The sequence below is a fragment of the Natronomonas marina genome, assembly GCF_024298905.1.
Lineage (GTDB): Archaea > Halobacteriota > Halobacteria > Halobacteriales > Haloarculaceae > Natronomonas > Natronomonas marina.
This window is the reverse complement of the sequence record NZ_CP101154.1, coordinates 129,280-155,468: the sequence shown is the minus strand read 5'-3', so window position 1 is coordinate 155,468 and position 26,189 is coordinate 129,280. Positions and strand designations below refer to the sequence as shown.

Sequence of the window (26,189 nt, the reverse complement as noted above, 5' to 3'; positions counted from 1 at the left end):
GACTCATGGCCGAGCACGAGTCCGATCTGAAGACGTTCGCAGTGCGGTTTCCGGGCGAGCCGTTCGACGAGAGCGACGAAGCCCGGTTCGCGGCGGACCACTTCGGGACCGACCACTACGAGGTGGACGTCGAGCTGTCCTCGTTGGAACACCTCGAGCGTCTGGTCTCGCACCTGAGCGAGCCCCCCAGACACCGCCAGTTTCTCCCGATGTACGCGCTCTCGAGACTCGCGCGCCAGCAAGGTGTGCGAGTCGCCCTGTCGGGCGGCGGAGCGGACGAACTGTTCGGCGGCTACTCGCGCTACGAGGTCGTTCCCGCCCGTCGACGCCGTGTCTCGCGCCTCCCCGGGGTCGTCCACGACCTCGCCGACCACGCTGCGGGCGTCGTCCCGGGCCAGCACCTCTCCTACCTCGCCGCGCTGAAAGACGACACGACGGCCCTCCGGCGGCTCAACTGCGGGTTCAACCGCCGCCCGAAGACCGACGAGTTTCTGGAAACGGGGACGGAAGACGGGAAATCCGAACGCAACGACGCCGTCGATACCGCGATGGAACGAGCCGTGTACGACGACACCGCACACCGGATGATGACCTACGACCTCGCGTACATGCTTCCCGATTACGTGCTACACAAGACCGACCACACGAGCATGGCGGCGTCGCTGGAGGCCCGCGTTCCCTACCTCGACCGGCGAGTGGTCGAGTTCGCTCACCGGCTGCCGACCGAATACAAACTGAACGGCACCCGGAAAGCAGTACTGAAGCGAGCGACGGCCGACGTGGTCCCCGAGCGGATTCGCTCGCGGGAGAAGTACGGGATGGGTCTCCCCGTCCACGAGTGGTTCCGGTCGGAGAACGATGCCGTCGCCCGGTGGCTCACCGAGTCGAACCTCGAGGAGACGCCCTTCCTCGACGCCGACAAGGTGCTCGAACGGTGGGCCGAACACCGTCGAAAACAGGCACACCACGGCTACATGCTGTGGGGGACACTCGCCTTCGTGGCCTGGTATCAGACGGTGGTCGCTCCGGAGCGGTCGGGTAGCGCCACTCCGTGAGGCGTGCCTTTCGGGACGATCGGCCGGAACGTGAGGCCTCTCACGACCGTTCCCACGTCGCGTGGATACCCCGGCGAGAAACGCGGTGCGAGGACCGCGTCGTTCAGCGGGCAGTTCGCAGGTGACGGCTGCTAATCGGCCCCGCCGCCACCGTTGTCGCCGTATCCGTCGTCGTAGCCTTGCTGCGTCAGTTCCTCGACGCTGCCGTACGTCTCGACCGTCGGCGGGTCGTAGTCTTTCATCGGGTGTGACACCCGTCGACTCCTTCGTGAGACGGTCGTGTTGTTATGGATGTCCTGACGAACGGTCCTCACTCGGAGCCGGAGGGGACGTGAGGCATCGCACGACCGTTCCGGTGTTCCGTCGATCTCCGCTCGGTCGAGAAACGCGGTGCGAGGACCGCGTCGTTCAGTGGGCAGTTCGGAGGCGACGATCGCTAGACGGCCCCGCCGCCCCCGCCGTTGTCGCCGTACCCGTCGTCGTAGCCGAGCCGCGTCAGTTCCTCGACGCTACCGTACGTCTCGACCGTCGGCGGGTCGTAGTCTTTCATCGGGTGTGACACCCACCGGTCCGTTCGAGGAACGGTCGTGTTGTTATGAACGTACTGACGAGCGGTTATTACTCGACTACTGACCGTCCTGTTCAGCTACGGGTCGACCGTCCGACTCGAGCGCCGTCGGTACCGATCGAGGTCCGCCAGCTCCCCGACGACGCCTGGGACGGGTGCCGCTGTCAGGGGGACTGGAGGGCGGGTTTCGGGATCGTTACGACATACCGTGAGAGCATCCCGGGCCCGAAACGCGGTTCGGGAACCGCGTCGTTCTGCGGGCGGTTCGCGGGCGACGACCGGTATCAGAATTCCGGGCCCTTTTTGACGTCGTACTCGTCGTAGTTGTCCTGCGTCAGTTCCTCGACGCTGCCGTACGTCTCGACCGTCGGCGGGTCGTAGTCTTCCATCGGGTGTGACACCCATCGATCCGTTCGAGGGACGTTCGTGTTGTTATGAACGTACTGACGAGCGGTTATTACTCGACTACTGACCGTCCCGTTTGGTTACGGGTCGACCGTCCAGCTGGAGAGCCGTCGGTACCGGTCGAGGTCCGACAGCTCCCCGACGACGACGGTCCCCTCCCGCTCTACCCAGGCGTGGGCTTCCACCGCCGCCCCGGGTTTCGCGACGCCGAGTCGGACGGTCGCGGGGTAGCCGTGGGCGGCCAGGAGCGCGGCGCCGACGACGGCCTGGGACAGACAGGTCCCGCTGCCCGGCAGGTAGGCGTTCGCACACGCCACTGCCCAGGCGACGTGCTCGGGGTCCTCGACTCCCCCGAACGGCGGCGAGATCGCCACGAGCAGGGCGACGACCCGCCGCGCCCGGTCGAGTCCCACCACCGCCAGCAGCGCCCGACAGGCGCAGAGCAGCACCGCCGAGGTACACAGCAGGAGCCGCTCCTCGCGGGACAGCGACGCGAACTTACGGAGCGGAGGGAGCATCTATCTCGACGAGCTGTTCGGCGGCCAGCTGCCGGAGGAACTCGCGGACGTCGCGTTCACAGCGGCGGGACTCCACGTCGTACTCCGCGGAGACGGTCTCGACGAGCGTGCCCACCGTCGTCGGCTCCTGGATCAGCTCCCAGACGCGGGGCCCCACGCCGGAGAGACCCTGGTAGGTTCCCGCCTCCTTGTTCAGGAGTATCGTCTCCCCCTCGACGGTGGTAGAGACGTGGTTGTCCCTGGCGACGACGGTCGTGCTCGCCTCGATGGCTGTCATGGCTTCGAGTTCCAGCGACCGACGTATGAATATAGGTGCGGTAACGCGGGGAAGCACGCGTATAATCGTGACAGCGGGCCGAAACCGACCGTCCTGCGCGGTGGGTACGGCGAGGCGGGCCAGCGGCGACCGGGAGCCTTCGCGCCCGCGGCCGTTCGGCGTGCGTCCCTGCCGGCCCTAGCAGGCAGGTAACGAACTGCTCCGTCGCCGTACCACAGGGCATGGCGACGAAACCCGTGTCCGGCCCGGACGGGTCGAGCGTGGAGACGACGCGCGAGGGCGTCACATACCTGGTTCGGCCCTACGAAGCGGGCGACGCCGCGGGGGTCGTCGACCTCCTCTCGACCCACCAGTTCGGGGGCATCGATGAGGCGTGGTTCCGGCGGACGTACGTCGAGAACCCCTACGTCGATCATGTGCCGCTCTTCGTGGTCGAGAGCGACGACGGGATCGTCGGGGTGCGACCCTTCACCGCCTTCCGGATACGGGCCGGCGAGGCGACCGAGGTGGCCCTGCTGACGCGGGACACACTGATACATCCCGACCACAGGCGTCGCGGGCTCTTCACCGCGATGACGGAGCTGGCGCTCGACCACTACGAGACCGCCGAACCGGCGTTCGTGTTCAGTCACTCGAATCACAGGTCGTTCCCGGGCTACCGGAAGATGGGGTGGTCGTCGCTGGGACAGCGGGAGACGTACTCCCGGGTGCAGAACCCCGGCCCGCTCGTGGCGAAGAGCACGCGCGACACCGTCACGAGGGTGCTCTCGCCGGTCGCCTCGCTTTTCTCCCGGGCGCACCTCGCGGTCCGGGACCGGACGTCGGCGTCGCCGGCGGACGTCACCGTGACCCGACACGGGACCGTGCCGGCCGAGACCATGGCCTCGCTGTACCGGCGGCGACGCCCCGAGACTCCACACGTCGTCCGCGACGAGGCGTTCTACCGCTGGCGGTTCGGGAGCACCGAGTGGCAGCCCAACACGACGTTCCTCGCCCGGCGCGACGGCGAACCGCTGGCTGGCATCGTCGCCGTCGAAGGCGGCGGGAACCTGTCCGTCGCATCGGTCGTCGACGTGGTGCCCAGGACCGGCGGCGAGGACTGGGAGACCGCCATCGCGTGTGCCCTCGATCACCTCCTCGACGAGTACGAGGGGACCGACCTGCTGCGGGCGTGGGAGCCGGTCGTTCCCGTTGGCGTCCTCGAAGAGCGGGGGTTCCTCCCGTCGACTCGGCTTCCGCTGTCGGTCCTGGTCGACGAGGACCGCCGACTGACGCTCGGTCTCCGCCCGCTCGGCGACGAGGCGACCGTGGGCGGACAGCCGGTCGAGGCGGCCGCGCGGGAACTGTGGTCGGTCGCCCACTGAGCTTCGGCCGTGACGGCCATCGCTCCCCGTCGCGGAACCGGGAGTCGGGCGGCGGCACGCGATAGCGACGCTCAGTCGACCGACTCGCCCACCGCATCGGCCGCGTCGGCTGCCTCGGCCGTCCGCTCTTCGGCCCGCCGGTAGACGTCACAGTGGGTCTCGTGGGAGAAGTCGTGTCGGTCGTTGCAGACGTCGGCACGCATCGGGGAGACGAAACGCCCCATGGCGGCGCAGTAGGGCCGCTCGTGGTCGAACTCGTGCTCCTCGTCGCTGGCCCGATAGCGGAGGTAGGGACACGCCATACGCGGCGTTCGGTCCCCGGAACACTTCGTTAGGGTCCGTCTGTCAGATCCCGAGGATCGTTCGTGCCTCCTGGGGGGTGGCGATCTCGCGTCCGAGCCGGTCGGCGATCTCGACAGTTCGCTCCACCAGTTCGGCGTTGCTCGCCGCGAGCCGGCCGTCGTCGTAGTAGAGGTTGTCCTCCAGGCCGACCCGAACGTGCCCGCCGAGCAGGATTCCGAGCGTCGTCAGCGGGACCTGGTGGGGCCCGGTGGCGAGGACGTTGAACGCCGATTCGGCCGGGAGGTTCTCGACCATGTTGATCACGTTCCTCGGCCGCGGAATCGTGAACGCGCGCCCCCCGAAGATCAGGTTGACGTAGTACGGCGGGTCGAGCAGCCCCTCGTCGATCAGCCGGAAGACCTCGTTCAGCTGCCCGCCGTTGAACACCTCGAGTTCGGGCTTGATTCCCCGGTCGCGCATCTCGAGTGCGAGCGCGTCGATGCTCCGACGGGTGTGTTCCGTGATGATGTGTCGGTCCCGCTTGAACGGCCCCAGGTCGAGCGACGCCATCTCCGGCGGCGGGTCCGTCCGGATCCCCTCGATCCGTTCCTCGAGGGGTCCCTGCCCGCCCGTCGTGTTCTGGATGATGATGTCGTCACAGCGGTCGCGGATCGCGTCGTCGACCTGCTGCAGCCTCGAGGCATCGTTCTCGCCGTGTTCGTCCCGGCCGTGGACGTGAACGATGGCGGCCCCGAGCTCCTCGCAGGCACGGACGTCGGCCGCGATCTCCTCGGGCTGTTCCGGCAGGTTCGGGTTCGCGTCCTTGCCGTGGACGCCGCCCGTCGTGGCGACTGTGACGATGAGTTTCTCGCCGTCGAGGTAGTCTCCGTACCCCATGTGGTGGGCCGACAGTCACGGCTGCGACACATTGTTATGGCTAGTATACTCGGGCGGTTCGGCCGGTACCCCGGGTGGTCGTCCCTCGGAGCGGAACTCGGCCCCCGGCCCCGCTCACAGCAGCAGGTCGACGACATCGGCCCACGAGTCGACGACGTGGGCGCCCTCGCAGGCCGCGGGGTCGCTGTAGGGCCGGCGCATCAGCAGTCCGGTCTTGCCGGCCGACAGCGCGTCGGCGACGTTGCCGTGGTAGTCGTCGAGCAGGGCGTCGCCGGCGAGTGTGCCCTTGTCGGCGGGGACGGACTCGTGGAACTCGTCGTAGGGGATTCCGTGTTCGGCGAGCCAGGTCTTCGATATGTCGTGGGTGTCGGGCAGCCGGTGGGTCGCTATCTCGACGCGGTACGCCTCGGCGAGCGCGCCGAGAGCGTCGGCCGCCCCCGGTCGGGGGTCCATCCCCCCGAAGTACCACTCCGGATGGTCGGTCATCAGCTCGGAGATGACCGTCCCGACGTGGCCGTCGATGCCGGGCACGTCGTAGGCCCAGTCGTCGATGTCGGCCGGCTCGACATCGTGGTCGTAGGCCTCCTCGAGGTAGGTACAGAGCCGCGAGAGGTTCTCGGCGACGACGCCGTCCAGGTCGACGAGCAGCGTCGAATCGGGAGCGAGCGGACGGTCGGTCATTGCTGGACGTTGGGGTCGCGGCCGGTTAAACTGCTCCGTCGCGTTCGCCAGGGGGCGTCCCCAGCTCGAAACCGCCGGCTGCGACGTGAAACTGGCCGTCTGCGCCCGAGGAGTCGGAAGGTTTTTTCTTTCTGTCAGACACGTCCGCACGTATGAGCGCAGGTCCGCCGGACGAGGAGTCCGCTTCCGAGGCGGGAGAAGAGTGGGATCCGACGTTCCCCTGGGAGCGGGCCGCAGCGGTGCTCGGGTCGACGCAGCGGGGGCGATTCGTCGCGTACAACGTCCTGTTGTTCGGTCTCGTCGGTCTCGCGTTCGGCCTGCCGGCCGTGATACAGTACCTCGTCGCGGAAGTCGGCGGTGGGGCCGGCGGTTCGGCGAGCGGGGTGATCGTCGGGTTCGGGCCGTCGCCGGAACAGCTCGTCGTCAACTCGTTCTACCAGCCGGTCGCGCTGGCCCCGCTGCTCGCGGTGCTGTCGGGGGTCGTCGCGGGACTGTATCCGGAGTCGTCGACCGCCTCGGCGACGGTCACGGCCGTCCTCGGCGCGACGGCCGGGTTCGCCGCCCTCCTCGCGCTGTTGTTCGGGACGCTTCTGCTCCTCGGTGTCAACGTCGGTTCGGGAGCCGTGTCGGGAAGCGGGCTGCTCGGTCCGGTCACGATGTGGGTCGGGACGGCCCTGTCCGGTGGCGGGTCCGCCTATCTGTCGGGGGCATTTCTCGCGGACGAGCGGGCCGCCTGACGCCGACGACCGCCCGACGCCTCAGACCTCGACCGTCTCGCCCAGTTCGGGCGCCCGGGCGTCGTGGCCCCTCGCGTCGAGTTCGCCGGCGAACCACTCACAGGAGTCGCCGTGGTTGACGAGGATGGGGGTGTTCCGGTAGGCGTCGAGAAACTCGAACAGCCCCTCCCGGTCGGCGTGGGCGGAGAAGTCGTAGGCCTCGACGGTCGCGCTCACGCGGAGGTGTCGGTCGCCGATTTCGGCGCTGCCGGTCTCCAGCACCGCCCGGCCGGGGGTGCCCTCGACCTGGTAGCCCGAGAAGCAGAGCTTGTTGACCGGGTTGGCGTGAATCTCGGGGACGTACGTCATCGCCGGGCCGCCCGAGAGCATCCCGGCGGTCGTGATGATGACGGTCGACTGGTCGGCGATGCGCCGGCGCTGGCCGTCGCGGCCGTCGACGACCCGGGCGTTCGAGACCGCGCGGGCGAAGGCGTCGCCGTCCCGAAGGTACTCCGGGTGGCGGCGGAGCATCCGGGTCACCTCGACGCCCATTCCGTCGACGTAGCAGTCGATGTCGTGGGCCGCACAGACGAGCATCATCTCCTGGGTCCGGCCGATGGCGAAGGCGGGGACGACGACGGTCCCGCCCTCCCACAGCGTCGTCCGGACGCTGTCGACGAACCGCTCCTCGACGGCCGCGCGGGGCTCGTGGGTGACGTCCGCGTAGGTCGACTCCGTGACGACGACGTCGGCGTCGGGGCGGGCCGTCGAGGGCGCGACCAGGCGCTGTCCGCGGCCGCCGGCGTGGAAGTCGCCGGTGTACAGGAGGGTGGTGTCCCCATCGTCGACGAGGACGTGTGCGCTACCGGGGACGTGGCCGGCGTCGAAGAACTCGACGCAGTAGCCCGCCGCCTCGAACGGGTCGCGGTAGCCGTGGGTCTCGGAGACCTCGGTCACCCGGCGGACGTCCTCCTCGGTGAAGGGACACCGCGGCGTCCCGCCGTGGAGTTTCAGCGTGTCGCGGGCCAGCGTCAGCGCCAGTTCGCGGGTCGGCGGCGTCCAGTGGACGGGCGGGCGGGCGTCACCGGACAGCAGCGCCGGCACGGCGCCGGCGTGGTCGAGGTGGCCGTGACTGACGACGACGGCGTCGGGGGCGGCACTCCCGTGGCCGCCGAAGGCGACGGGGTACTGCGGGGGGTCGGCGGTCTTGAGCCCGAAGTCCAACAGTAGCGAGTCGTCGACGAGGACTGCGCTGCGGCCGACCTCGCGGGCGCCGCCGAGGAACTGCAGGTTCACTGCCGTCGGATAGTGGCCCGGACGGTTTCCCTTCGTCGGTTCGATACCTGCGGCTACCCGGCTGCTCGCGGAGAATCTGTCGGGCGTCAGTCCTCGTCGTCGCCGCCCTTCATCTCTTCGAGGCGGTCGATGAGCGACTCCTCGGTCTCGTCGAACTCGAACTCCACGTCCCCGTCGTGGTCCTTCTCGTGGACGTTGACGGCGCCGTCGTCGTCCGTGTCGACGTTCTGGTCTTTCTGCTCGGACTCGTCGTAGCTCCCGAAGCCCATACGGGTGAAACGAGTGGCTCGGGACGGAAAAGCACGGGGGTCGCCGGGGACTCACTCCTGCCAGCGTCTGAGCTGGAACTCGGCGTAGCCGCCGTAGGCGAACTCGAGGGCGCCCACCCACCAGTTCCACCGGTCGGCGGGCGACCCCTCCGGCGCGTCGGCCAACTGGACGACGACGTGCTCGGGCGTGAGTTCGACGCCGGCATCGTCCTCGTAGCGGCCGCTGTCCGCGAGGTCGCGGGCGTGGCGGGCGACCGCACGACGCTCGGCCTCGTCGCCGCCGAACGTCTCCAGACCCGCCGACAGCGCCGCGGCGTCGAACTCCTCGAGCCGTTCGTCCGCGTCGCTCACCCGCCGGGGTACGTACTCCGGGGTCTTGAGCCTCGGGGTCGCCTCGGGCGTCGAACGACGCCACCCGCCGACCGGTGGCTACAAGCCCGCGGCCCCGCCAGCCAACGCCATGACCGATGTCGAACCGCACGACGTCCCCGAAGAGGCCGTCGCCATGTTGCAGGAGTACCTGGAGAACGAACACGCGTTCCTCTCGTGGCTCGGGTTCACCGTCGAGGAGTTCGACGCCGGGCACCTGGTCGCCACCATCCCGTTCGACGAGAAACTGACGAACCCGACGGACCCGCCGACGGTCCAGGGCGGCGTCGCCTCGACGCTCATCGACGTGGTCGGCGGCATCGCGCTGCGGCCGTACCTCGGGGACCCCATCGAGGACGACATCGCAACGATCAACCTCAACGTCAACTACCTCCGGCCCGCCGCGGGCGACCTGACGGCGACCGCGGAGGTCATCCGCGCCGGCAGCAGCGTCGGCGTCTCCTACGTCGAGGTGGTGAGCGAGACGCCGGACGGCGAGGAGAAACCCGTCGCCGTCGGACAGGGGGCCTACCGGCTGTTCTCCTCCTGACGCCGGGATGTCACTCGCGGCGGCGATACCACCAGACGCCCGCGAGTACGAGAACCCCCAGCACGGCCAGTGCCGGGACGATCGGGAGTCCGGTGCCAGGGGGGTCGAGGACGGAGACGGGGACGCGGTACGGCCCGGCCGTGCGCGCGACGCCATCGGCGTCGGTGTAGGCGACCGTGACCGAGAGCGGGCGGGTGCCGGCGATGGCGTTCTCGGAGGCCTCGAGGTGGTGGGCGGTCCGGACCGTCCCGCCGGCCTCGACGGCGCCGACGAAGGCCGCCGGGTCGTCGCTGGACAGCGGGTCCGCCGGCGCGACGGTGACCGTCAGGTCGGTTACGGGTTCGCCGAGGTCGTTCGTCGTCGTGAGTTCGAGTCGCCCCTCGCCGTCGACGGCGACGGTCGCGTTGACCGGTTCGACGGCGAAGGCGGGCCGCCAGGGTTCCACCTCGGCCGTCGCCGTCGTCCGGTCGACGCCGCGGGCGTCGGTCGCGGGCGAGTCGTACCGGACCGCGACCTGCACGCGCTGGCGGCCAGCCCCGACGCCGCGAGGGAACGAGACGTCGACTGGGACGGTCGTGGTCGCGCCCGGCGCGAGGTCCTCGACCGGCCGCTCGGCCGCGACTGCCGTCCCGTTCGGCCCGTCGACCAGCACGGCGACGACGACGTCCTCGGCGGGCGCCGGACCGCCGTTCGTCACGTCGAGTACGATCTCACCGGGCGCACCGGACCGGAGCCGACTCTCGGCGACGCGGACGTCGAACGTCTGTTCGGGCGCCGGGTCGAAGCCGGCCAGCACGGTCCGGGGCGTCCGCTGGCGACCGGCCTCGTCCTCGCCGGCGACGGTGACCCGGAGCGGGTAGCGCTTCTCGACGGCACCCTCGGCGACACCGACCCGGTAGGTGACGCGTTCGACCCGTCCGGGCGCCCAGCGGCCGACGTAGCTCGTCGCCGGCGCCTCGGGCGTGCCGACGGCGAGGTCGGGGTCCGCCGACGCGAGGGAGACCGTCGCGGCGTGCAGCGGTTCGTCGCCGACGTGTTCGACGCGGAGCGTGACCGTCCCGGACCCGCCGACGGGCACGGTGGAGTTCACTTCGCGGACGACGACGGTCCGGCGGGCCCGCGGCGTCAGGCCGAACGTGGCGGTGTCGGTGCGGGTCAGGCCGTCGGCGTCCTCGTAGGTCATCGTCGCGGTGGCGGCCAGCCGCCTGACCGTGGTGTCGGGCGCGACCGTCCCCCGGACGGCGACGGTCGTCGTCTCGTCGGGACCGAGGCTCCCGACGTAGGTCGTCGCGCCGCCGGCGCCGAACGAGAGGTCGGCGTCGGCCGAACCGAGCGTCACCGTCGCGTTCCGGGCGCGAGTCGTCCCGCGGTTCCGGACCACGACCTCGACGGGCCCGGACTCGCCGACCGCCGCGGTCGTCTCGGCCGAGACGACCGCGAGACGGGCGCGTTCGGGGACCCGCACCTCGACGTCCGTCCGGGTCGTCACCTCGCGTTCGACCCCGCTCGTCCCGTTGTACCGGTAGGCGACCCGCAGCGGGAGGTCGTACGTGCCGGCGTCGGCGTCTCGCGGGACTGTCAACTCGAAGGTGGCCGTGCGGACCGCCTCGTTCGGGACGTCGCCGAGGACGACCGGGCCCGACGTGACGTCGACGGGGGCGTCGCCCGACCGGAGTTCGACGCGGACCGCGCGAGCCGTCGCCGCCTCGTATGCCGGGTCCGGAGGCTCGTTGACGATCTGGACCGTCAGCGACCGCGCGCCGCCCGGTTCCAGGACGGGGTCGGCGGCGACGGCCGAGAACGTCGGCTGTGCCGTCGCCTGGGTCGCGCCGGCGGCGGCGGCCGGTGGCGCACAGCCGACCGTCACGACGAGGAGGAACGCGAGAGCGAGGGCGACGCGCGGCATCGAATCCCTCGTAGGGAGGGGTCGCGTCGGATTATAGGCGGTGTGCGACTCCCACCGGCTGGGAACGGCCGAAAGCGGGCAGTTTCCGATGGGTGGTCCGGGCGCGTCGCGCCGACTCCCGGAATCCGGGAGGTCGCTCAAGCTTCAAGACCGCACGGGGTGTAGTCCGGTCGTGGCCGAGCCAGTGATCGAACTCGACGGTCTCACCAAGCACTACGGGGACGTCGTCGGCGTCGAGGACCTCTCCTTTACCGTCCGGGAGGGCGAGATATTCGGCTTCCTCGGACCGAACGGTGCCGGCAAGAGCACCGCCATCCGCACGCTTTTGGGGCTGCTCTCGCCGACCGAAGGCGGCGGCCGGCTCTTCGGCAGCGACGTCACGGACCGCCGGGCGCTCCGGGCGGTCAAGCGGCGCCTCGGTTACATCCCCGACGACGGCGCGTTCTACGACCGACTGACCGGCGAGCGACTGCTGGACTACTTCGCCGACCTGAAGGGCGACGCGCGGCGGGCGGAGCTACTCGAACGGTTCCCGATTCCGGCCGACCGGCCCGTCAAGGAGTACTCCCGCGGGAACCGCCAGAAACTGGCCGTCGTGCAGGCGTTCATGCACGAACCCGACGTCCTCGTGATGGACGAGCCGACGAGCGGGCTCGACCCGCTGCTCCAGCAGGAGTTCTACGACCTGCTGGAAGCCGAGCGCGCCCGGGGCGTCACGGTGCTCTTCTCCTCGCACATCCTCCCGGAGGTCCGGCGGGTCTGCGACCGGGTCTGTATCGTCCGGGACGGCCGACTGGTGACCATCGAGTCCATCGACGATTTGCTCGAGAAGAGCGGCAAGGTCGCCCGCGTCGACCTCGCCGAATCGCCGCCGACCGAGGCCCTGTCGTTCGACGGCGTGGGCCGCATCACCCGCGAGGACGACGGGACCTACACCCTGGTCGTCACCGGGAACTACGACGCCCTCGTCGACGGTCTGGCCGAGTACACCGTCCGGGACCTCGAAATCCGGGAGTCCTCGCTCGAGGACGTGTTCATGCACTTCTACGGCGGCGAGGCCTTCTCGGGCGAGGAAGCCATCGAGCGGGCGGAGGTGGCCGACGCCGATGTTTGAAATCGCGGGCTTCGAGGCCCGGCGGCGCGTCCGGCCGACGCTGTACCTCTCGGCGGCCGTCCTCGCGTTCGCTGGACTCGTCCTCGCGCTGTTTCCCTCCATCCGGGAGTCCGGCGTCGACTTCCAGACCTACATCGAGAGCTTCCCGCCGGAGCTACAGAACGCCTTCGTCGGCGGCGTCACCGACTTCACGCGGATCGAGGGCTACCTGGCCGTCGAACTGTACCAGTGGCTCTGGATGCTCGTCCTCGGGGTCTACTTCGCCTACGCGGCCGCCTCCGCCGTCGCCGGCGAGGTCGAGTCGGGCGCCATCGACCTCGTGTTGACCCACCCCGTCTCCCGGACCCGCGTCGTCGTCGGCAAGTACCTCGCGTTCGTCCCGTCCGTCCTCGCCGTGAACGCCATCACCTTCGCCGGGACGTACCTCGGGGTCCGACTCCTCGGCGAATCCATCGACGTCGGCCGCCTCCTCCTGTTGCACGGGCTGTCGTCGGTGTACCTCCTGGCCTGTGCGGCGATCGGACTGGTGGCGTCGGTGGCGTCCGATGGCGCCCGCCGTGCACAGATGGCCGCCATCGGCGCGGTGTTCGCCACCTACCTCGTCGACGCCCTGACGCTGGACACCGACTACGAGTGGCTCGGGACGCCGGCACCCTCCCGGTACTTCGACCCGACGGAGATACTCGTCGCCGGCGAGGTCGACTGGGCCGGAATCGCCGTCCTCGTCGCCTACGCCGTCGCACTCGTCGTCGTGAGCGCGGAGTACTTCGAGCGCCGCGACATCTGACCCGCGCCGGACCGTCGCCGCCGAATCCAGCCGGACAGCCCCGCTACCGGACGCCCGGAACGGTTAAGTCGACTCCCGGGGTCGAAAGTGTATGAGGGGAATTGACAAAGTCGGTTCCGGTAGCGCGCGTTCGCCGCCCGCCCACGGACCCACGCGTCGCCGCGTTCTGACCGGCTGTGCGGCCGGTCTCGTCGCGCTCGCCGGCTGTAGCGACGACGGGGATGGGGGCGACGACGCGGGTGCGGGGGCCGGCACGCCGACGGAGGAGGACGCCGGCGGCGTGGGCGCCGAGACGGCGACCGACGACGCGGCCGACGCCGAGACGGCGACCGATACCGACGCGGCGACCGGTGGGGACGGCGGGGACCGCCAGGGGTTCCGCGAGGCGGTCCGATTCGAGGAGTCGTTTGCGATGAGCGGGACGTTCCAAGAGAACGGCCAGACCGGCGAGTTCGACGCCCGGTTCGACGGCGCGGACCTCTACTGGCGCTTCGAGACCGACCAGGGGGTCGTCGAGACCCATCGGGTCGGCGGGGACTTCTACGTCGTCTCCGACGGGCAGTGCTTCCGGAACCCCGGCCAGGAGTTCGGCGTCGAGGGGATCGAACCCCAGGAGTTCGAGTCCAGTTCCGAGGAGCTGCCCGACGCCGAGCCGTCGGGCACGACGACGATAGACGGCGAGACGATGCTGGTCTACGAGTTCGAATCGGGGGCCGTCGACGGCGTCCAGGGCGCGGCGACCTACTACGTGAGCGCCGAGACCGGCTACGTCCGCCGCGTCGAGACCGGCTCCGGCGTCCTGAACTTCCACTCGTGGGGGGCGGTCGACCCGATCACGGCGCCCGATATGAACTGTCGGTCGAGCTGAGAGCGACGGCGACTACTGGTCCCCGGCGAACGCGACGTCCGCCAGCGGCCGCACCTCGCCGAACAGCCAGTCGGCGTGCTCCAGGGCGTACTCGCGGTGGGACTCCTCGATACAGCCGACGGCGTCCTCCAGCAGGACCGGCCGGTAGTCCCGGAGCCCCGCGCTGCCGGCGGTGTGCAGCACGCAGACGTTCGCCAGCGTCCCGCAGATGAGGAGGTCGTCGATGCCGTGGGCGTCGAGGTAGCCGTCCAGTTCCGTCCGGTAGAAGGCGTCGTAGGTGTGCTTCTCGACGACCAGTTCGTCCTCGCGCGGGTCCAGTTCCTCGACGAGTTCGGCGTCCCAGGACCCCTCGAGGACGTGTTCGCCCCAGCGGTCGAACTCGTCGTAGTAGTGGTTATCGTCGAACTGTTCCGGCGGGTGGACGTCCCGGGTGAAGACGACGGCGGCGCCGGCCTCGCGGGCCGCCGCGACCGCCTCCGCACACGGTTCGATGGCCGCCTCGCTGTTCGGCGCGTACAGCGACCCATCCGGGTGACAGAAGCCGTTCTGCATGTCCACGACGACGACGGCGGTTCGGTCCGGGTCGAACGTCATGTCCGACGGTTCGGTTCGGATTCTCAAAACCGTTGTGCGTGTCGGGAGGGCGAGCCGTTTCGGACCGCTCGCCCGGTTCGTGCCGCTTCGACCCCTCCAGGGGGCCCGCGAACGTGGTGGACTCGGACGGTGCAGCTATTCCCCCGAAAGCCCTCGGTCCGTCAGGAGAGGAACCCCGAGACCGGACGCGTGCTGGCCGACCGCCGCGAACGTAGGCGACCAACAACCGTTATCCGGAGCCATCCCTTCGGACCCGATGATGGAGACGCGCCCCGTCGCCGCCGTCGCCCTCGTCGCCGTCCTCGTGCTCGCGGGCTGTACCGCCGGCTACCAGCCGTCCGTCGCGGCCCCGGAGCCCGCCGACCCGCCGGCGGACCCGTCGGATCACCTCGGCTACTACGACGGCTACTGGCACAACGACAGCTTCGACGTCGACGCCGGGGACGGACTCACCGACGCCGAGACGGAGGCAATCGTCGCCAGGGCGATGGCCCGCGTCCAGTTGATCCGCGGGCTGCGGTTCCGGGAGGACGTCGAGGTCGACCTCGTCACCCGCGAGGAGTTCCGCGAGGAGTACGGCGGTATCACCGTCGGGAACGTCAGCGGCCTCCAGCGGGCGCTGGACAACGCCAAGTACGAGGCGCTGTTCCTGGTCGGTCCCGACGAGGACGTCGTCGAGGTCCGGCGGGACAACCGCGGCGACAACGTCCTGGGCTTCTACCGGCCGGGGGCGGGCGACATCGTCCTCGTCAGCGAGTCGGCGCCAGCGACGCTCGCCGACGAGTACACGCTGGCGCACGAACTCGACCACGCGCTTCAGGACCAGCAGTTCGGGCTCGGCTCTCTCCGCGGGCGCACCCTCGACGGGGTCAACGCGCGCAACGGTCTCGTCGAGGGCGACGCCATGGTCGTCCAGCGGGCCTACGAGCGCCGCTGTGCATCCGGCGAGTGGGACTGCGTCGGCGCCGGCACGGGCGGCGCGGCAGGGCAAAACAGCGTTCCCCCGGACTTTCACTTCGGCGTCTACTACGTCGGCTTCTTCCCGTACGCAGAGGGGCCCTCGTTCGTCCGGTACCACCGGGGACAGGGGGGCTGGGGCGCCGTCGACGCGATGTACGACGACCCACCGACGACGAGCGCCGCGGTCGTCCACCCCTCCACGTACGACACCGACGCCTACGGCAACGCGACGCTCGCCGACCGCAGCGACCGGTCCTGGGAGCGGGTCACCCCCGCGGGCGGGCCCGGGTACGCGACCGTCGGGCAGGCGGGGCTGGCGTCGATGTTCGCCTACACGCTGAACGACGAGTACGCGCCGAACCGGTCGGTCGTCGAGCGGTCGGCGTTCTTCAACTTCGAGGACGGCCGTCTGGACCCGCGGCGGCCCTTCACCTACGACGTCCGCTACGCCGAGGGGTGGTACGCCGACCACCTCCACGCCTACGAGCGGAGCGGCGAGTCGGCCTACGTCTGGAACGTGACCTTCCGTGACCGGGCCAACGCCACCGAGTTCGAGCGGGGTCACGAGCGAATCCTCGAGTACTGGGGCGGCGAGCGGCGCACCCTCGCCGACGGGAGCGTCGTCTGGACCTTCGGGGAGGCGGGCCCGTTCGACGGCGCGGTGTGGGTCCGGCAGGACGGCACCAGCCTCACGGTGGTGAAGGCGCCGACCGTCGGGGCGCTGGACGCGGTGTACGCGCCAGCGCCGAAGGCGTAGCTTTTTCGACGCCCCGGCCGACGAACCGGTATGTTCGATGTCGTCCCGGAGTCAGCCATCGCCGAGGGACGGGCGACCGACGCGTACTTCCTGCGGACCGAGGAGGCCCTGGAGCACGCCGGCCGCAACCCCGACGTCGTCGCCGAGGTGACCGCCGACCAGTTCGCCACCGGCGCCTTCGAACTGCTTGCGGGCCTGCCGGACGCCGCCCGCCTGTTCGAGGGCCGCGACGTCGACGTGGACGCCCTGCCGGAGGGGACGCTTTTCGACGGCGGGCCGGTGATGCGAATCGAGGGTCCGTACCTGGAGTTCTGTCGGCTCGAAACGTCGCTTCTGGGCTTTCTCTCGCAGGCGTCGGGGATGGCGACGGCGGCGCTGGAGACCCGCCGGGCCGCCCCCGAGTCGTCGATACTCAGTTTCGGCGCCCGCCACGTCCACCCATCCATCGCCGGCGTCGTCGACCGGACCGCGATGGTGGCCGGCTTCGAGGGGTTCTCCCACGTCGCCGCCGGCGACCTCATGGGCCGGGAGGCGTCGGGGACGATGCCGCACGCGCTGATGATATGCTTCGGGCCCGGCAACCAGGAGGAGGCCTGGCGGGCCTTCGACGAGGCGGTCGACGAGTCGGTCCCCCGCATCGCGCTGTGTGACACCTACGACGACGAGACCGACGAGGCGCTGCGGGCCGCCGAGATGGGCTTCGACAGCGTCCGACTGGACACGACGGGCTCCCGTCGGGGCGACTTCCGGCACATCGTCCGGGAGACCCGCTGGAAACTCGACTGCCGCGGCCACGAGGACGTCGACGTCTTCGTCAGCGGCGGCATCACGCCCGAGACCATCCGCGAGTTGCGCGACGTCGCCGACGGCTTCGGCGTCGGCAGTTACGTGACGAACGCCGACCCGGTCGACTTCGCGCTCGACATCGTCGAAGTCGAGGGCGAACCCGCCGCCAAGCGGGGGAAGCTCTCGGGCAAGAAGTCGGTCTACCGGACGCCGGACGGCGGCCACCACGTCGCGCTGGCCGACGAGGAGGGTCCCGCCGAGGGCGAGTCGCTCCTGAAGCCGGTCGTCCGGGACGGCGAACTCGTCGCGGAGTTCGACCTCGAGGCCGCCAGGGAGCGCGCGACGGCCGAGGCCCGGCGCGTCGGCTTCGGGAACCCCGAGCACCGAACGGCTTAACCGGCCGACCGGCGTAGTTCCGGTCGGCAGAGGAAGCCCGGTTCCCGTGGGCGTGCCCTCGACGGCTTCGCCGTCTCGGCGTTCCGCGCCAGGGGCGCGCGCATGAGGAAAGTCCCCCCACCCTCCGGGCAGGTGACCGGGCGCAAGCCCGGAGCGGGAGACCGCTGGCGCTGGAACAGAAACGAGACCCCCCGCCCCGACCGATGAGGCGCGAGGGGTGGCGACCCCACCCCTCGGCGCTCGCGGGCCATCCGGCCCGCGAGCGCGCGAACCGACCCGCGAGGGAAGGGAGCTAACCCGCCGAGGGTCGGGCGGCTTTGCCGCCTGATGGTGAACGGTGCGAGCCGTGAACTGGGCGGTCTCGCCGCCGACGGGCGGGAACGGATGGAACGGCGAATCCTCACCGGTGCAAGCCCGCCGCCACAGGTAGCCCGGAGACGCGGCGGGCGCTCAGCCGAATGCCGGGTCGAAACAGAAGGGGGCTTACTATCCTCAGCCGACTCGACGCCTGACAGGGCCGAAACCGTCTTCTGCGCTACGGGCCCCTAGCTACGGTGATGGACGCGCGGGTCGCCGCCCTCGGTCTGGCGCTTCTGGTCGTCCTCTCCGGCTGTACCGGCCTGGCCGACACCGGCCTCGTCGGCGACGAGTGGGAGGGCGACCCGGACAACCACTGGCGCTCGGAGGTCCTCAACGTGAGCTATGCAGGCGACGACGACCGCGACTACGGGCCGCTGGTCCGCGAGGCGCTGGCCTACTGGACCGTCAACAGCGAGCAGTACGCCGGCTACGACGTCGCCTTCCGGGTCGCCGACGAGGAGGCGTCGGCCGACATCCACGTCCGGTTCGTCGGCGATGTCGGCGACTGCGGTCCGCACGCCGACGAGAACACGGCCGGCTGTGCGCCGGTCCTCACCGAGCACGGACAGGTCGACCGTCCGGTCGGCGTCGAGGTGCGGACGGGCCTCTCCGACGAGTCGACGGTCCGGGTCCTGGAACACGAACTCGGCCACACGCTGGGGCTGACCCACGCCGACGAGCCGGGGTCGGTGATGCGCGCCGAGAGCCAGTTGACCACCCAACCGGAGACGAACGCGACCGAGCGGGCCCTCCCGTGGCGGACCGAGCGCCTCGCCGTCTACACCGACTACGGGGACGTCCCACCAGACGAGCGGAACGCGACCGACCGGCAGGTCCGCGCGGCGCTGGGCTACTTCGCCGAGGGCGCCGACGGGACCGTCCCCTCGGGAATCCGCTTCTACCGCGTCGAGTCCGCCGACGAGGCCGACGTGGTCGTCGAGGTGACCGACGAGAGCGACTGTCGGGGCGGCACCGGTTCCTGCGGGACGCTCTCGGGATCGGACCCCGACGGCGACGGCGCGCTGGAGCAGTACACCGGGCTCCGCATCGTCGTCGTCGACCTCGACACGCCGGCGGTCGGGTGGCACGTCGGCCGCTGGCTCGGGGCCGGCTTCGGCCACGACGCCGAGAGCGACTACCCCGAACCGCTTCGGGAGAACGCCAGTTACGAACAGCGCCGCAGCGAGTGGTGGCAGGAGTGAACGCCAGCTACGTGGCCTCTGGAGCCGGTTCGGCGTCCTCGGGCCGGAGCGTCCGTTCGATGGAGTCGTCGAACGTCTCCGCGTAGTGTGCGGTCAACTGGCTCGTCGAGAGCATCGTGCTGAGAAAGCGGTCCTCGATGCGGTTCGAGACGGCCTCGGCCCCGTCGAACCGCTCGTCGACGCCCTCGTGGGCACACGAGACGTCCGAACCGGCCACCCGTTCGGCCACGTCGACGTTGGCGTGTGCCACCGTCCGGGCGGTCGCCATTCCCTCCCGCCGGATCGTCGACCCCGTCGAGATGACCTGCAGGGCCGCGCGACTCACTCTCCGCTGCGTTTCGACGGCGTCGGGGACGGGAAAGAGCCTGCCACCGGGTAGGAACCGTTGCATACTGACGACCTGCGTCTGTCACACTACGTACAGAGGACTATATATAAAAATTCCGCACTTCGAGTAATTGAGTTCATTTGACATTCCTTCGTACTGCGGTTTCGTCGGTCAACTGGACCTCAGTGTTGGAGTTTATTCCGGTTTATTATATATCGGTTGTGGCGTCGCTGGGGGCGTCATCGGTGACCTTCCGTGCCTATCCCCCGAACACGGCACAGACTGCCACGTCTGGTTGTCTCGCTACCCTCGGCGCTGCTGCTCGCGGGTCGCTACCGCTCCCCGCTCGCAATCCGTGGCCTCACTGCGTTCGGCCACGCTACTCCTCGAAACCGTCCTCGAACCGGAACACACCGTCGCGCTGGACGACCTGCGCGAACCTTTTCCGGCGGCCTCGCTCCCCTCGGCCGCCGAAAACGTTCATGAAAACTACCCCTCGAACTCTTCCTCGAACCGGAACACACCGTCGCGCTGCACCACCTCGCCGTCGACCTCGATGCGGGAAGCCTCCGAGACATCCGTTATCATGTCGACGTGGACGGCCGAGTGGTTGCCCTCCTCGCCGTCGGGGAGGTTCGAGTCGTAGGCCCGGCCCAGGGCGAGGTGGACGGTGTCGCCCATCTTCTCGTCGAAGAGGATGTTGTCGGTGAACCGGTCGATGCCCCGGTTCATCCCGATGCCGAGTTCCCCCAGTCGGCGGGCCCCGTCGTCGGTTTCGAGGACGCTCTCTATCTCGTCTTCGCCCTGCTCGGCGGCGAACTCGACCACCTCGCCGTCCTCGAAGACCAGTCTGACCCCCCGGACGCGTTTCGAGTTGATGGTCATCGGCACGTCGAAGAACACCTCGCCGGCGGTGTCGTAGGGGGCGGTGAACACTTCGCCGGATGGAAGATTGTGGGAGTCGTAGGCGACCGACGCCGCGGAGTTGACTGCCGTCCGGCCCTCGACGGACATGGTAACGTCCGTCGGCGGCTGGTCCTCTCGCTCCTTGACGAGTCGGACCTCGCTGCCCTCGTCGAGGATGGTCTTCATCTCGGCCATCCGCTCGGCGAGTGACTCCCAGTCCCGCAACACGGCGTCGTAGACGAACTCCTGGTACTCCTCGTAGGCCATGCTGGCCTGCTGAGCGAGGCTCCGCGTGGGGTGGACGGTCGAGACCCAGTCGGTGTCCATCCGGGCCTCCCGGAGGTCGGTGCGGGCCCGCGAGTAGGCCTGCATCGTGTCGCTGTCGACATCGGCCGTCGCCGTCGTGTTCCGGCCGCCGCCGAGACGGAGGAAGGCGTCGGCCGCCTCCGCCATCGCCAGTTCGTGGTCGCCGGCCTCGAACTCGCCGTCGTGAGCCCGCAGGTAGGCCCGCGAGACCTCCCCGGAGTCGTAGGTGGTCACGACGTTGGCGCCGACCTCACCGAGTTTCTCGGCGACTGCGACCGCCAGGTCGTGGGCGTCCTCGGCGACGCCGACGACGACGTCGTCGCCGGGTTCGATGCGCGCGCTCCAGTCGACCAGCACCTCGGCGTGCTCGCGTATGCGGTCGTCCATGCCACGCTCGTTCGCCGCGCCGCGATTTATAGCCGAGGATTCGAGGTGAAACGGGGGTGAGGCGGGGGCGACCCATCGTTTCGGGTGGAACGGACGCCGCCGCACGAACGGCCTCGCGCCCGCTCGAACGGTACGACGGAAGCGCGGCTCCCCGCGTCGGTGTCGTCCACGCGCCAGGGACGCGTCCGGCCGTGTGAACGACGAACGCCACCGGACACCGGGGCGTCGAACGGCCGCACGGAACGCGGGACTCGGACTCCTCGCGAGGTGTTTTTACATATCGAAAATATTAGTTCGATTATACTGAAGATTTCGTTAACGGATTGGACAAGCTTAATACTCGAAAGCGACAATCCAACGGCCATGCCCTGGTCCAATCAGGAGTGGTGGCCGAATCTACTGAGACTTGACGTTCTGGACGACAACGCCGCGGACCTCGGTCCGTACGGCGAGGACTTCGATTACGCGGAGGAGTTCGAGAAACTCGACCTCGAGGAGGTGAAGGCGGACATCGAGGAGGTGATGACGACGCCCCAGGAGTGGTGGCCGGCCGACTACGGCCACTACGGGCCGCTGTTCATCCGGATGGCGTGGCACAGCGCCGGCACGTACCGGACCCTCGACGGCCGCGCCGGCGCATCGGGCGGTCTCCAGCGCCTCCCGCCGGAGAGCAGCTGGCCGGACAACGTGAACCTCGACAAGGCGCGGCGCCTGCTCCAGCCGGTCAAACAGAAGCACGGCCGCAGGCTCTCGTGGGCCGACCTGATCGTCCTAGCCGGGAACGTCGCCCTGGAGTCGATGGGCTTCGAGACGTTCGGCTTCGCCGGCGGCCGCGACGACGCGTTCAAGTCCAACGAGGCCACCGAGTGGGGTCCCGAAACCGAGTTCGAGACGACCTCGCCCGAGCGGTTCCACGACGAGGAGGTGGGCGACCTCAAGGACCCGCTGGCGAACACCGTGATGGGACTCATCTACGTGAACCCGGAGGGTCCGTACGGCGAACCGGACCTCGAGGGGTCGGCGAAGAACATCCGCAACGAGTTCGAGCGCATGGCGATGGACGACGAGGAGACGGTCGCGTTGATCGCCGGCGGCCACACCTTCGGGAAGGTCCACGGTGCCGACGACGAGACGGAGGTCGGTCCCGAACCCGAAGCGGCGCCCATCGAGGAACAGGGCCTCGGCTGGCAGCACGACTTCGAGAAGGCCGGGATGATCACCAGCGGCATCGAGGGACCGTGGAACGACACCCCGATCCAGTGGGACATGGGCTACGTCGACAACCTGCTCGACTACGAGTGGGAACCCCACAAGGGACCCGGCGGCGCGTGGCAGTGGCAGCCCGCCAGCGAGGAGGAGCGCGAGGCCATCGAGAAGGCACCGCCAGCCCAGGCGTTCGGCGGGTCCGAACAGCCGATGATGCTGACGACGGACGTCGCCCTGAAGCACGACGAGGACTACCTGGAGGTCCTGGAACACTTCCAGGAGAACCCCGGGGCGTTCCAGGAGGCCTTCGCGCGGGCGTGGTACAAGCTCCTTCACCGGGACATGGGCCCGCCGGAGCGCTATCTCGGCCCTGAGGTTCCCGACGAGGAGATGCTCTGGCAGGACCCGCTCCCCGACGCGGACTACGAGCCCATCGGCGAGGCGGAGGTCGCCGAACTCAAAACGGAGGTTCTCGACTCCGAGTTGACCGTCTCCCAGCTGGCCAAGACCGCGTGGGCGTCGGCGTCGACGTACCGCGACAGCGACAAGCGCGGCGGCGCCAACGGTGCCCGCATCCGTCTCGAACCGCAGCGGAGCTGGGAGGTCAACGAGCCCGAGGAACTGGAGACCGTACTGGGGACCCTCGAAGGGATCCAAGAGGAGTTCAACGGGTCGCGCTCCGACGACGTGCGCGTCTCGCTGGCCGACCTCATCGTCCTGGGCGGCAACGCGGCCGTCGAGGAGGCGGCCGCCGAGGCCGGTCACGACGTCGAGGTCCCGTTCGAACCCGGGCGGACGGACGCCACCCAGGAGCGGACCGACGTCGAATCCTTCGAGCCGCTCGAACCGAAGGTCGACGGCTTCCGGAACTACCTCGGTGACTCCGATGAGTTCGACGACTTCAACGGCACCCACGAGGATCGGCTGGTCGACAAGGCCCATCTGCTGAACCTGTCCGTGCCCGAGATGACGGTGCTGGTCGGCGGCATGCGTGCGCTGGGTGCGACCTACGGGGACTCCGACCGCGGCGTCCTCACCGACGAACCGGGCACGTTGAGCAACGACTTCTTCGTGAACCTGCTCGACATGGATTACGAGTGGGAGGCCGTCGACGAGGACGGAGAGCGCTTCGAGATCCGCGACCGCGAGACGGGCGACGTCGAGTGGGAGGCCACCCGCTTCGATCTCATCTTCGGCTCGAACGCCCGGCTTCGCGCCTACGCCGACGTCTACGGCGCCGACGACGGCGAGGAGAAGTTCGTCGAGGACTTCGTCGACGCCTGGAGCAAGGTGATGCGGCTGGACCGCTTCGACCTCGAGTAGCCGGCTAGTCGTCGGCCGCCGCGGGCGCCGGCGAGGCGTCCATGTCCGACTCCTCGGCGTAGGGGTACCACGTCATCTTCGTGTTGCCGAGATACGGGTCCTCGTAGGAGGTCTCCTCCGGCTCGGCGAGACCGTTCAATTCCTCTTCGTCGTGGCGCTCGATGTAGTCGCGGAAGGACTCGCCCTCCTTTCGTTCCTCCTCGTAGACGGCCAGCAGGTTCTCGACGTAGCCCGGCACCTCGTCGGCGGCGACGCGCATCTCGACCCAGTCGGCGAACTGCGGGTTCTCCCCGAGGCCGCCCCCGAGACCGATGTCGAAGGCCTCGACCGGCTCGCCGTCCTTGCGGGTCTTCATCCCCCGCAGGGAGATGTCGGCTATCTGTGGCTGGGCACAGGAGGCCGTACAGCCCGACAGGTGGATGTGGAAGTCCGAGACGCCCGAGGGGAGCTCGACGTTGTCCTTCAGCCAGCGGGCGTAGCGGACCATCCGGTTCTTCGTCTCGACGATGGACAGCGAGCAGTACTCGGTGCCCGTACAGGCGATGGAGCCCCGCATGAACGGGTGGGGGTCCGGCGAGTAGTCGTCCAGCAGGTCCTCGGCGAGGAAGTCGTCGAGGTCCTCGTCGGCGATGTCGGCGACGATGACGTTCTGTCGCTGGGTGAGGCCGACGAGTTCGGAGCCGTACTCCTCGGCGAGGTCGGCCAACTCGATGACGTCGTCGGCGCCCATCCGTCCGACCAGTACCGAGAGCCCGACGAAGTTCTGGCCGTCGACCTGCTCGTGGACGCCGACGTAGTCGCCGGTCTCGTCGGCCCGGCCGGCGTTGTAGGTGTACTGTTCGCGGAGGTCCTCGCCGGCCGTCGGGAGTTCGAAGTCGACGTACTCCTCCTGGAGGACGCGCCGGAGCTTCTCGGTGCCCCACTCGTCGACGAGGAACTTGATGCGGGCGTTGAAGCGGTCCTCGCGGTCGCCGTGATCGCGGAACAGCGCCGAGATGCCGCCGGCGACGTCGGTGATGGTCTCCGGCGTGACGAAGACGTCGATGTCGCGGGCGAAGCGGGGCTCCTTCCGCGAGAGGCCGCCGCCGACCTTCACGTTGAAGCCCTTCCGGCCGTCCTTGGTCGCGGGCTCGAAACCGAGGTCGTTGATCTCGGCCTGCCCGGAACCGCGAGTGTCGCCGGTGACGGCGACCTTCCACTTCCGGGGGAGGTTGGCGTGGTCCTCGTTGCCCTTGAACGTGTCGTGGAGGTCCTCGATGACCGGCCAGGCGTCGATGTGCTCGTCGGCGTCGCGGCCCGCCATCGGCGAGCCGACGATGTTGCGCCACGAGTCGCCACAGGCCTGGATGGTCGAGAGGTCGTGCGCCTCCAGTTTCTCGAAGATGTCCGGCACGTCCTGGAGCTGGATCCAGTGGAGCTGGATGGACTGCCGGGTCGTCCAGTCGCAGTAGGCGTCCCCGAACTCGGGGTTGTCGACGGGTCCGGTCGCGTACTCGTTGGCTATCTCGCCGACGACCCGGAGCTGTTCGGGCGTCAGGCGTCCGTTCGGCGTCCCGATGCGCATCATGAAGTACGACTCCTGGCCCTTCCGCTGGTGGTACAGCCCCCACCACTTGAACCGCTCGAACCAGGCGTCGTGCTCGTCGTCGGGGATGGCATCCCATCCCTCCTCTGCGAACCGGAAGAGGTGGTCACGGATCTCCTCGCCGTAGACCTCGTCCTTCCAGCCTTCGACCTTGCTCGGCATGTCCGTCCCCTGGGTCCCCCCGCATATACGGCCGGCCGTCTCGTCAAGCCTCCCCGCGTCTCCCCTCCCCCGGATATTGTTGCCGGTTACTCCGAGCGGTCGCTCGACCGTGCCAGACGCCGTCGACGTTCGGGGACGTGGACGCTCGTGGGGTCGACGGCGTAGAAGTCGCCACGCTCGGGATCGACGACGCGGCCGAGCGTCAGCCAGTCGGTGACGCCGCTCTCGCCGCAGGCGATACACTGGCCCGCGATGCGTCCCTCGACGTCCGGGGGGTCGACGCCCACCTCGACGAACCCCTCCGCGAGGAAGTCGGCCATCTCGCAGCCGCAGAAATCGTGCCGTGCGAGCCACCAGAGGTCGCTCACGTTCACCACCCGGGAGTCGTTGACGCTGAGCCACGCCCCGTCGTCGAGCTGGTGTACCGAGGTGGTCACGGCCGAGGGGAGTCGGCCCGGGCGGGTAAGGTCGTCGGAACGAACACCGATTGCCGGCCGTCACGGGATTTCCTGACGGCCGAGTTCGGTACCATCGACCGCCTTCGGTGGGTTTTTCGCTATTTCTCCGTCGGAGAAAGGGGCAGCAACCGCCGGAAACCGCGAGCAAGGGTATTCCTTACAGCGGAGCGTTCACTTAAACGAGTGAAGGGTCTACGGGGGGACGATGAGTGACCGACAGCGGGAGGAGACCCGTCAGCACACGTCGGCTGACGTCGCTCCCGAGCTGTACGAGGAGGAGAGAGGATGAGCCGACGAACGGACGACGACTCCGAGGACGATGTCGACACCAGCCACCTCGACGGGGTCGAGGACGGCTGTGGCTGCGCCGAGGTGTGGGAGCACATGTCGGACGAGCGCGAGGACTGAGGCCTCGCGGCGAGCGACTGCCGGCGGCTTGTCTACCGGTTTTCCGGCGTTCGAAGTCCCGAATCCGTCGGGCGACGGTCGGTTATTAAATCCCCTATCATAGCCGGGAGTAACTCTTGGTTGCAGGAGCGCCACGCAGTGTA

At 69.3% G+C, this 26,189-nt stretch carries 28 protein-coding genes and 1 other RNA gene; 13 read left to right on the top strand and 16 right to left on the bottom strand.

Features of this window, described 5'->3' with window-relative positions; translation table 11 throughout:
• The first annotated feature begins 5 nt into the window (after positions 1 to 5).
• Positions 6 to 1,055, top strand: a complete 1,050-nt coding sequence (locus tag NLF94_RS00785; protein WP_254839554.1) for an asparagine synthetase B family protein — start codon at positions 6 to 8, stop codon at positions 1,053 to 1,055.
• Between the two features lie 131 nt (positions 1,056 to 1,186).
• Here the strand turns inward: NLF94_RS00785 and NLF94_RS00780 are convergent, their stop codons facing one another.
• The 4 genes from NLF94_RS00780 to NLF94_RS00765 all read right to left on the bottom strand — a co-directional run bounded on the left by NLF94_RS00780 (position 1,187) and on the right by NLF94_RS00765 (position 2,823).
• Positions 1,187 to 1,297, bottom strand: a complete 111-nt coding sequence (locus NLF94_RS00780; protein ID WP_254839553.1) for a lasso RiPP family leader peptide-containing protein — start codon at positions 1,295 to 1,297, stop codon at positions 1,187 to 1,189.
• 194 nt (positions 1,298 to 1,491) lie between these two features.
• Entirely contained in the window at positions 1,492 to 1,605 is a 114-nt protein-coding gene (locus NLF94_RS00775) for a lasso RiPP family leader peptide-containing protein (protein WP_254839552.1), read from the bottom strand.
• Positions 1,606 to 2,108: 503 nt separating this feature from the next.
• A complete protein-coding gene (locus tag NLF94_RS00770; RefSeq protein ID WP_254839551.1) occupies positions 2,109 to 2,546 on the bottom strand; it encodes a lasso peptide biosynthesis B2 protein in 438 nt (145 codons plus the stop codon).
• Positions 2,527 to 2,823: a PqqD family peptide modification chaperone gene (locus NLF94_RS00765; protein ID WP_254839550.1), complete on the bottom strand. Its 297-nt coding sequence runs from the start codon at positions 2,821 to 2,823 to the stop codon at positions 2,527 to 2,529. Before NLF94_RS00765 ends, NLF94_RS00770 begins: the two co-directional genes overlap by 20 nt.
• 260 nt (positions 2,824 to 3,083) lie before the next feature.
• On the opposite strand from NLF94_RS00765, the gene NLF94_RS00760 reads away from it, so the two are divergent.
• Positions 3,084 to 4,187 carry a GNAT family N-acetyltransferase gene (locus NLF94_RS00760; protein WP_254839549.1) on the top strand — a complete coding sequence of 368 codons (1,104 nt, stop codon included), beginning with the start codon at positions 3,084 to 3,086 and terminating at the stop codon, positions 4,185 to 4,187.
• A gap of 71 nt (positions 4,188 to 4,258) precedes the next feature.
• On the opposite strand, the gene NLF94_RS00755 is transcribed toward NLF94_RS00760, so the two are convergent.
• The 3 genes from NLF94_RS00755 to NLF94_RS00745 form a co-directional block, all read right to left on the bottom strand.
• Positions 4,259 to 4,489 carry a hypothetical protein gene (locus NLF94_RS00755; RefSeq protein ID WP_254839548.1) on the bottom strand — a complete coding sequence of 77 codons (231 nt, stop codon included), beginning with the start codon at positions 4,487 to 4,489 and terminating at the stop codon, positions 4,259 to 4,261.
• 43 nt (positions 4,490 to 4,532) lie between these two features.
• Complete coding sequence (locus NLF94_RS00750; RefSeq protein WP_254839547.1) at positions 4,533 to 5,366, bottom strand: beta-keto acid cleavage family enzyme; 834 nt, start codon at positions 5,364 to 5,366, stop codon at positions 4,533 to 4,535.
• A gap of 114 nt (positions 5,367 to 5,480) precedes the next feature.
• Complete coding sequence (locus tag NLF94_RS00745; RefSeq protein WP_254839546.1) at positions 5,481 to 6,047, bottom strand: 5' nucleotidase, NT5C type; 567 nt, start codon at positions 6,045 to 6,047, stop codon at positions 5,481 to 5,483.
• Positions 6,048 to 6,199: 152 nt separating this feature from the next.
• Here NLF94_RS00745 and NLF94_RS00740 point away from each other — a divergent pair, with 152 nt between their 5' ends.
• Complete coding sequence (locus NLF94_RS00740) at positions 6,200 to 6,784, top strand: hypothetical protein (RefSeq protein WP_254839545.1); 585 nt, start codon at positions 6,200 to 6,202, stop codon at positions 6,782 to 6,784.
• Between the two features lie 21 nt (positions 6,785 to 6,805).
• On the opposite strand, the gene NLF94_RS00735 is transcribed toward NLF94_RS00740, so the two are convergent.
• The 3 genes from NLF94_RS00735 to NLF94_RS00725 all read right to left on the bottom strand — a co-directional run bounded on the left by NLF94_RS00735 (position 6,806) and on the right by NLF94_RS00725 (position 8,679).
• A complete protein-coding gene (locus NLF94_RS00735) occupies positions 6,806 to 8,059 on the bottom strand; it encodes an MBL fold metallo-hydrolase (protein ID WP_254839544.1) in 1,254 nt (417 codons plus the stop codon).
• Positions 8,060 to 8,145: 86 nt separating this feature from the next.
• Complete coding sequence (locus NLF94_RS00730) at positions 8,146 to 8,328, bottom strand: DUF5786 family protein (RefSeq protein ID WP_254839543.1); 183 nt, start codon at positions 8,326 to 8,328, stop codon at positions 8,146 to 8,148.
• A gap of 51 nt (positions 8,329 to 8,379) precedes the next feature.
• Positions 8,380 to 8,679 carry a WNWW family protein gene (locus NLF94_RS00725; RefSeq protein ID WP_254839542.1) on the bottom strand — a complete coding sequence of 100 codons (300 nt, stop codon included), beginning with the start codon at positions 8,677 to 8,679 and terminating at the stop codon, positions 8,380 to 8,382.
• A 109-nt stretch (positions 8,680 to 8,788) separates the two neighbouring features.
• Here NLF94_RS00725 and NLF94_RS00720 point away from each other — a divergent pair, with 109 nt between their 5' ends.
• Positions 8,789 to 9,247, top strand: coding sequence for a PaaI family thioesterase (locus NLF94_RS00720; protein WP_254839541.1), 459 nt, complete (start codon positions 8,789 to 8,791; stop codon positions 9,245 to 9,247).
• Between the two features lie 10 nt (positions 9,248 to 9,257).
• On the opposite strand, the gene NLF94_RS00715 is transcribed toward NLF94_RS00720, so the two are convergent.
• Positions 9,258 to 11,153: a COG1361 S-layer family protein gene (locus NLF94_RS00715; protein WP_254839540.1), complete on the bottom strand. Its 1,896-nt coding sequence runs from the start codon at positions 11,151 to 11,153 to the stop codon at positions 9,258 to 9,260.
• A gap of 172 nt (positions 11,154 to 11,325) precedes the next feature.
• Here NLF94_RS00715 and NLF94_RS00710 point away from each other — a divergent pair, with 172 nt between their 5' ends.
• The 3 genes from NLF94_RS00710 (at position 11,326) to NLF94_RS00700 (ending at position 13,922) form a co-directional block, all read left to right on the top strand.
• Positions 11,326 to 12,267 carry an ABC transporter ATP-binding protein gene (locus NLF94_RS00710; RefSeq protein WP_254839539.1) on the top strand — a complete coding sequence of 314 codons (942 nt, stop codon included), beginning with the start codon at positions 11,326 to 11,328 and terminating at the stop codon, positions 12,265 to 12,267.
• Positions 12,260 to 13,054, top strand: a complete 795-nt coding sequence (locus NLF94_RS00705; RefSeq protein WP_254839538.1) for an ABC transporter permease — start codon at positions 12,260 to 12,262, stop codon at positions 13,052 to 13,054. Before NLF94_RS00710 ends, NLF94_RS00705 begins: the two co-directional genes overlap by 8 nt.
• 91 nt (positions 13,055 to 13,145) lie before the next feature.
• A complete protein-coding gene (locus NLF94_RS00700; RefSeq protein WP_254839537.1) occupies positions 13,146 to 13,922 on the top strand; it encodes a hypothetical protein in 777 nt (258 codons plus the stop codon).
• A 12-nt stretch (positions 13,923 to 13,934) separates the two neighbouring features.
• Here NLF94_RS00700 and NLF94_RS00695 read toward each other — a convergent pair whose 3' ends face one another.
• On the bottom strand, positions 13,935 to 14,516 hold the full coding sequence (locus NLF94_RS00695; protein ID WP_254839536.1) for a cysteine hydrolase family protein: 582 nt from the start codon (positions 14,514 to 14,516) through the stop codon (positions 13,935 to 13,937).
• A 259-nt stretch (positions 14,517 to 14,775) separates the two neighbouring features.
• Between NLF94_RS00695 and NLF94_RS00690 the strand changes: the two genes are divergently transcribed.
• The 4 genes from NLF94_RS00690 to NLF94_RS00675 all read left to right on the top strand — a co-directional run bounded on the left by NLF94_RS00690 (position 14,776) and on the right by NLF94_RS00675 (position 18,977).
• Positions 14,776 to 16,233 (top strand): Hvo_1808 family surface protein, encoded by a 1,458-nt coding sequence (locus tag NLF94_RS00690; protein WP_254839535.1) that lies wholly within the window; start codon positions 14,776 to 14,778, stop codon positions 16,231 to 16,233.
• 30 nt (positions 16,234 to 16,263) lie between these two features.
• Positions 16,264 to 17,415, top strand: coding sequence for a nicotinate phosphoribosyltransferase (locus NLF94_RS00685; protein WP_254839534.1), 1,152 nt, complete (start codon positions 16,264 to 16,266; stop codon positions 17,413 to 17,415).
• A 25-nt stretch (positions 17,416 to 17,440) separates the two neighbouring features.
• Positions 17,441 to 17,913, top strand: an RNA gene (rnpB, locus tag NLF94_RS00680) — RNase P RNA component.
• Positions 17,914 to 17,972: 59 nt separating this feature from the next.
• The gene (locus NLF94_RS00675; protein ID WP_254839533.1) at positions 17,973 to 18,977 is read left to right on the top strand and encodes a matrixin family metalloprotease; all 1,005 of its coding nucleotides are present in this window, start codon (positions 17,973 to 17,975) and stop codon (positions 18,975 to 18,977) included.
• A gap of 7 nt (positions 18,978 to 18,984) precedes the next feature.
• On the opposite strand, the gene NLF94_RS00670 is transcribed toward NLF94_RS00675, so the two are convergent.
• A complete protein-coding gene (locus tag NLF94_RS00670) occupies positions 18,985 to 19,368 on the bottom strand; it encodes a hypothetical protein (RefSeq protein ID WP_254839532.1) in 384 nt (127 codons plus the stop codon).
• Between the two features lie 426 nt (positions 19,369 to 19,794).
• On the bottom strand, positions 19,795 to 20,904 hold the full coding sequence (locus tag NLF94_RS00665) for an aminopeptidase (RefSeq protein WP_254839531.1): 1,110 nt from the start codon (positions 20,902 to 20,904) through the stop codon (positions 19,795 to 19,797).
• A gap of 363 nt (positions 20,905 to 21,267) precedes the next feature.
• Between NLF94_RS00665 and katG the strand changes: the two genes are divergently transcribed.
• Positions 21,268 to 23,433 carry a catalase/peroxidase HPI gene (katG, locus tag NLF94_RS00660; protein ID WP_254839530.1) on the top strand — a complete coding sequence of 722 codons (2,166 nt, stop codon included), beginning with the start codon at positions 21,268 to 21,270 and terminating at the stop codon, positions 23,431 to 23,433.
• Positions 23,434 to 23,437: 4 nt separating this feature from the next.
• Here the strand turns inward: katG and NLF94_RS00655 are convergent, their stop codons facing one another.
• Positions 23,438 to 25,180 (bottom strand): nitrite/sulfite reductase, encoded by a 1,743-nt coding sequence (locus tag NLF94_RS00655; RefSeq protein ID WP_254839529.1) that lies wholly within the window; start codon positions 25,178 to 25,180, stop codon positions 23,438 to 23,440.
• 86 nt (positions 25,181 to 25,266) lie between these two features.
• Entirely contained in the window at positions 25,267 to 25,617 is a 351-nt protein-coding gene (locus tag NLF94_RS00650) for a DUF8134 family protein (protein WP_254839528.1), read from the bottom strand.
• 306 nt (positions 25,618 to 25,923) lie between these two features.
• Here NLF94_RS00650 and NLF94_RS20755 point away from each other — a divergent pair, with 306 nt between their 5' ends.
• Complete coding sequence (locus tag NLF94_RS20755) at positions 25,924 to 26,046, top strand: DUF8595 family protein (protein ID WP_256558671.1); 123 nt, start codon at positions 25,924 to 25,926, stop codon at positions 26,044 to 26,046.
• The last annotated feature ends 143 nt before the right edge of the window (positions 26,047 to 26,189 follow it).

Excerpts from the sequence above, each read along its gene's own strand:
- NLF94_RS00705 (WP_254839538.1), top strand. The coding sequence starts at position 12,260 with ATGTTTGAAATCGCGGGCTTCGAGGCCCGGCGGCGCGTCCGGCCGACG.
- NLF94_RS00720 (WP_254839541.1), top strand. The coding sequence starts at position 8,789 with ATGACCGATGTCGAACCGCACGACGTCCCCGAAGAGGCCGTCGCCATG.
- NLF94_RS00670 (WP_254839532.1), bottom strand. The coding sequence starts at position 19,368 with ATGCAACGGTTCCTACCCGGTGGCAGGCTCTTTCCCGTCCCCGACGCC.
- NLF94_RS20755 (WP_256558671.1), top strand. The coding sequence starts at position 25,924 with ATGAGCCGACGAACGGACGACGACTCCGAGGACGATGTCGACACCAGC.
- NLF94_RS00690 (WP_254839535.1), top strand. The coding sequence starts at position 14,776 with ATGGAGACGCGCCCCGTCGCCGCCGTCGCCCTCGTCGCCGTCCTCGTG.
- NLF94_RS00740 (WP_254839545.1), top strand. The coding sequence starts at position 6,200 with ATGAGCGCAGGTCCGCCGGACGAGGAGTCCGCTTCCGAGGCGGGAGAA.
- katG (WP_254839530.1), top strand. The coding sequence starts at position 21,268 with ATGCCCTGGTCCAATCAGGAGTGGTGGCCGAATCTACTGAGACTTGAC.
- NLF94_RS00775 (WP_254839552.1), bottom strand. The coding sequence starts at position 1,605 with ATGAAAGACTACGACCCGCCGACGGTCGAGACGTACGGTAGCGTCGAG.
- NLF94_RS00655 (WP_254839529.1), bottom strand. The coding sequence starts at position 25,180 with ATGCCGAGCAAGGTCGAAGGCTGGAAGGACGAGGTCTACGGCGAGGAG.
- NLF94_RS00750 (WP_254839547.1), bottom strand. The coding sequence starts at position 5,366 with ATGGGGTACGGAGACTACCTCGACGGCGAGAAACTCATCGTCACAGTC.
- NLF94_RS00695 (WP_254839536.1), bottom strand. The coding sequence starts at position 14,516 with ATGACGTTCGACCCGGACCGAACCGCCGTCGTCGTCGTGGACATGCAG.
- NLF94_RS00765 (WP_254839550.1), bottom strand. The coding sequence starts at position 2,823 with ATGACAGCCATCGAGGCGAGCACGACCGTCGTCGCCAGGGACAACCAC.
- NLF94_RS00715 (WP_254839540.1), bottom strand. The coding sequence starts at position 11,153 with ATGCCGCGCGTCGCCCTCGCTCTCGCGTTCCTCCTCGTCGTGACGGTC.
- NLF94_RS00675 (WP_254839533.1), top strand. The coding sequence starts at position 17,973 with ATGGACGCGCGGGTCGCCGCCCTCGGTCTGGCGCTTCTGGTCGTCCTC.
- NLF94_RS00665 (WP_254839531.1), bottom strand. The coding sequence starts at position 20,904 with ATGGACGACCGCATACGCGAGCACGCCGAGGTGCTGGTCGACTGGAGC.
- NLF94_RS00785 (WP_254839554.1), top strand. The coding sequence starts at position 6 with ATGGCCGAGCACGAGTCCGATCTGAAGACGTTCGCAGTGCGGTTTCCG.
- NLF94_RS00685 (WP_254839534.1), top strand. The coding sequence starts at position 16,264 with ATGTTCGATGTCGTCCCGGAGTCAGCCATCGCCGAGGGACGGGCGACC.
- NLF94_RS00770 (WP_254839551.1), bottom strand. The coding sequence starts at position 2,546 with ATGCTCCCTCCGCTCCGTAAGTTCGCGTCGCTGTCCCGCGAGGAGCGG.
- NLF94_RS00745 (WP_254839546.1), bottom strand. The coding sequence starts at position 6,047 with ATGACCGACCGTCCGCTCGCTCCCGATTCGACGCTGCTCGTCGACCTG.
- NLF94_RS00755 (WP_254839548.1), bottom strand. The coding sequence starts at position 4,489 with ATGGCGTGTCCCTACCTCCGCTATCGGGCCAGCGACGAGGAGCACGAG.
- NLF94_RS00700 (WP_254839537.1), top strand. The coding sequence starts at position 13,146 with ATGAGGGGAATTGACAAAGTCGGTTCCGGTAGCGCGCGTTCGCCGCCC.
- NLF94_RS00730 (WP_254839543.1), bottom strand. The coding sequence starts at position 8,328 with ATGGGCTTCGGGAGCTACGACGAGTCCGAGCAGAAAGACCAGAACGTC.
- NLF94_RS00780 (WP_254839553.1), bottom strand. The coding sequence starts at position 1,297 with ATGAAAGACTACGACCCGCCGACGGTCGAGACGTACGGCAGCGTCGAG.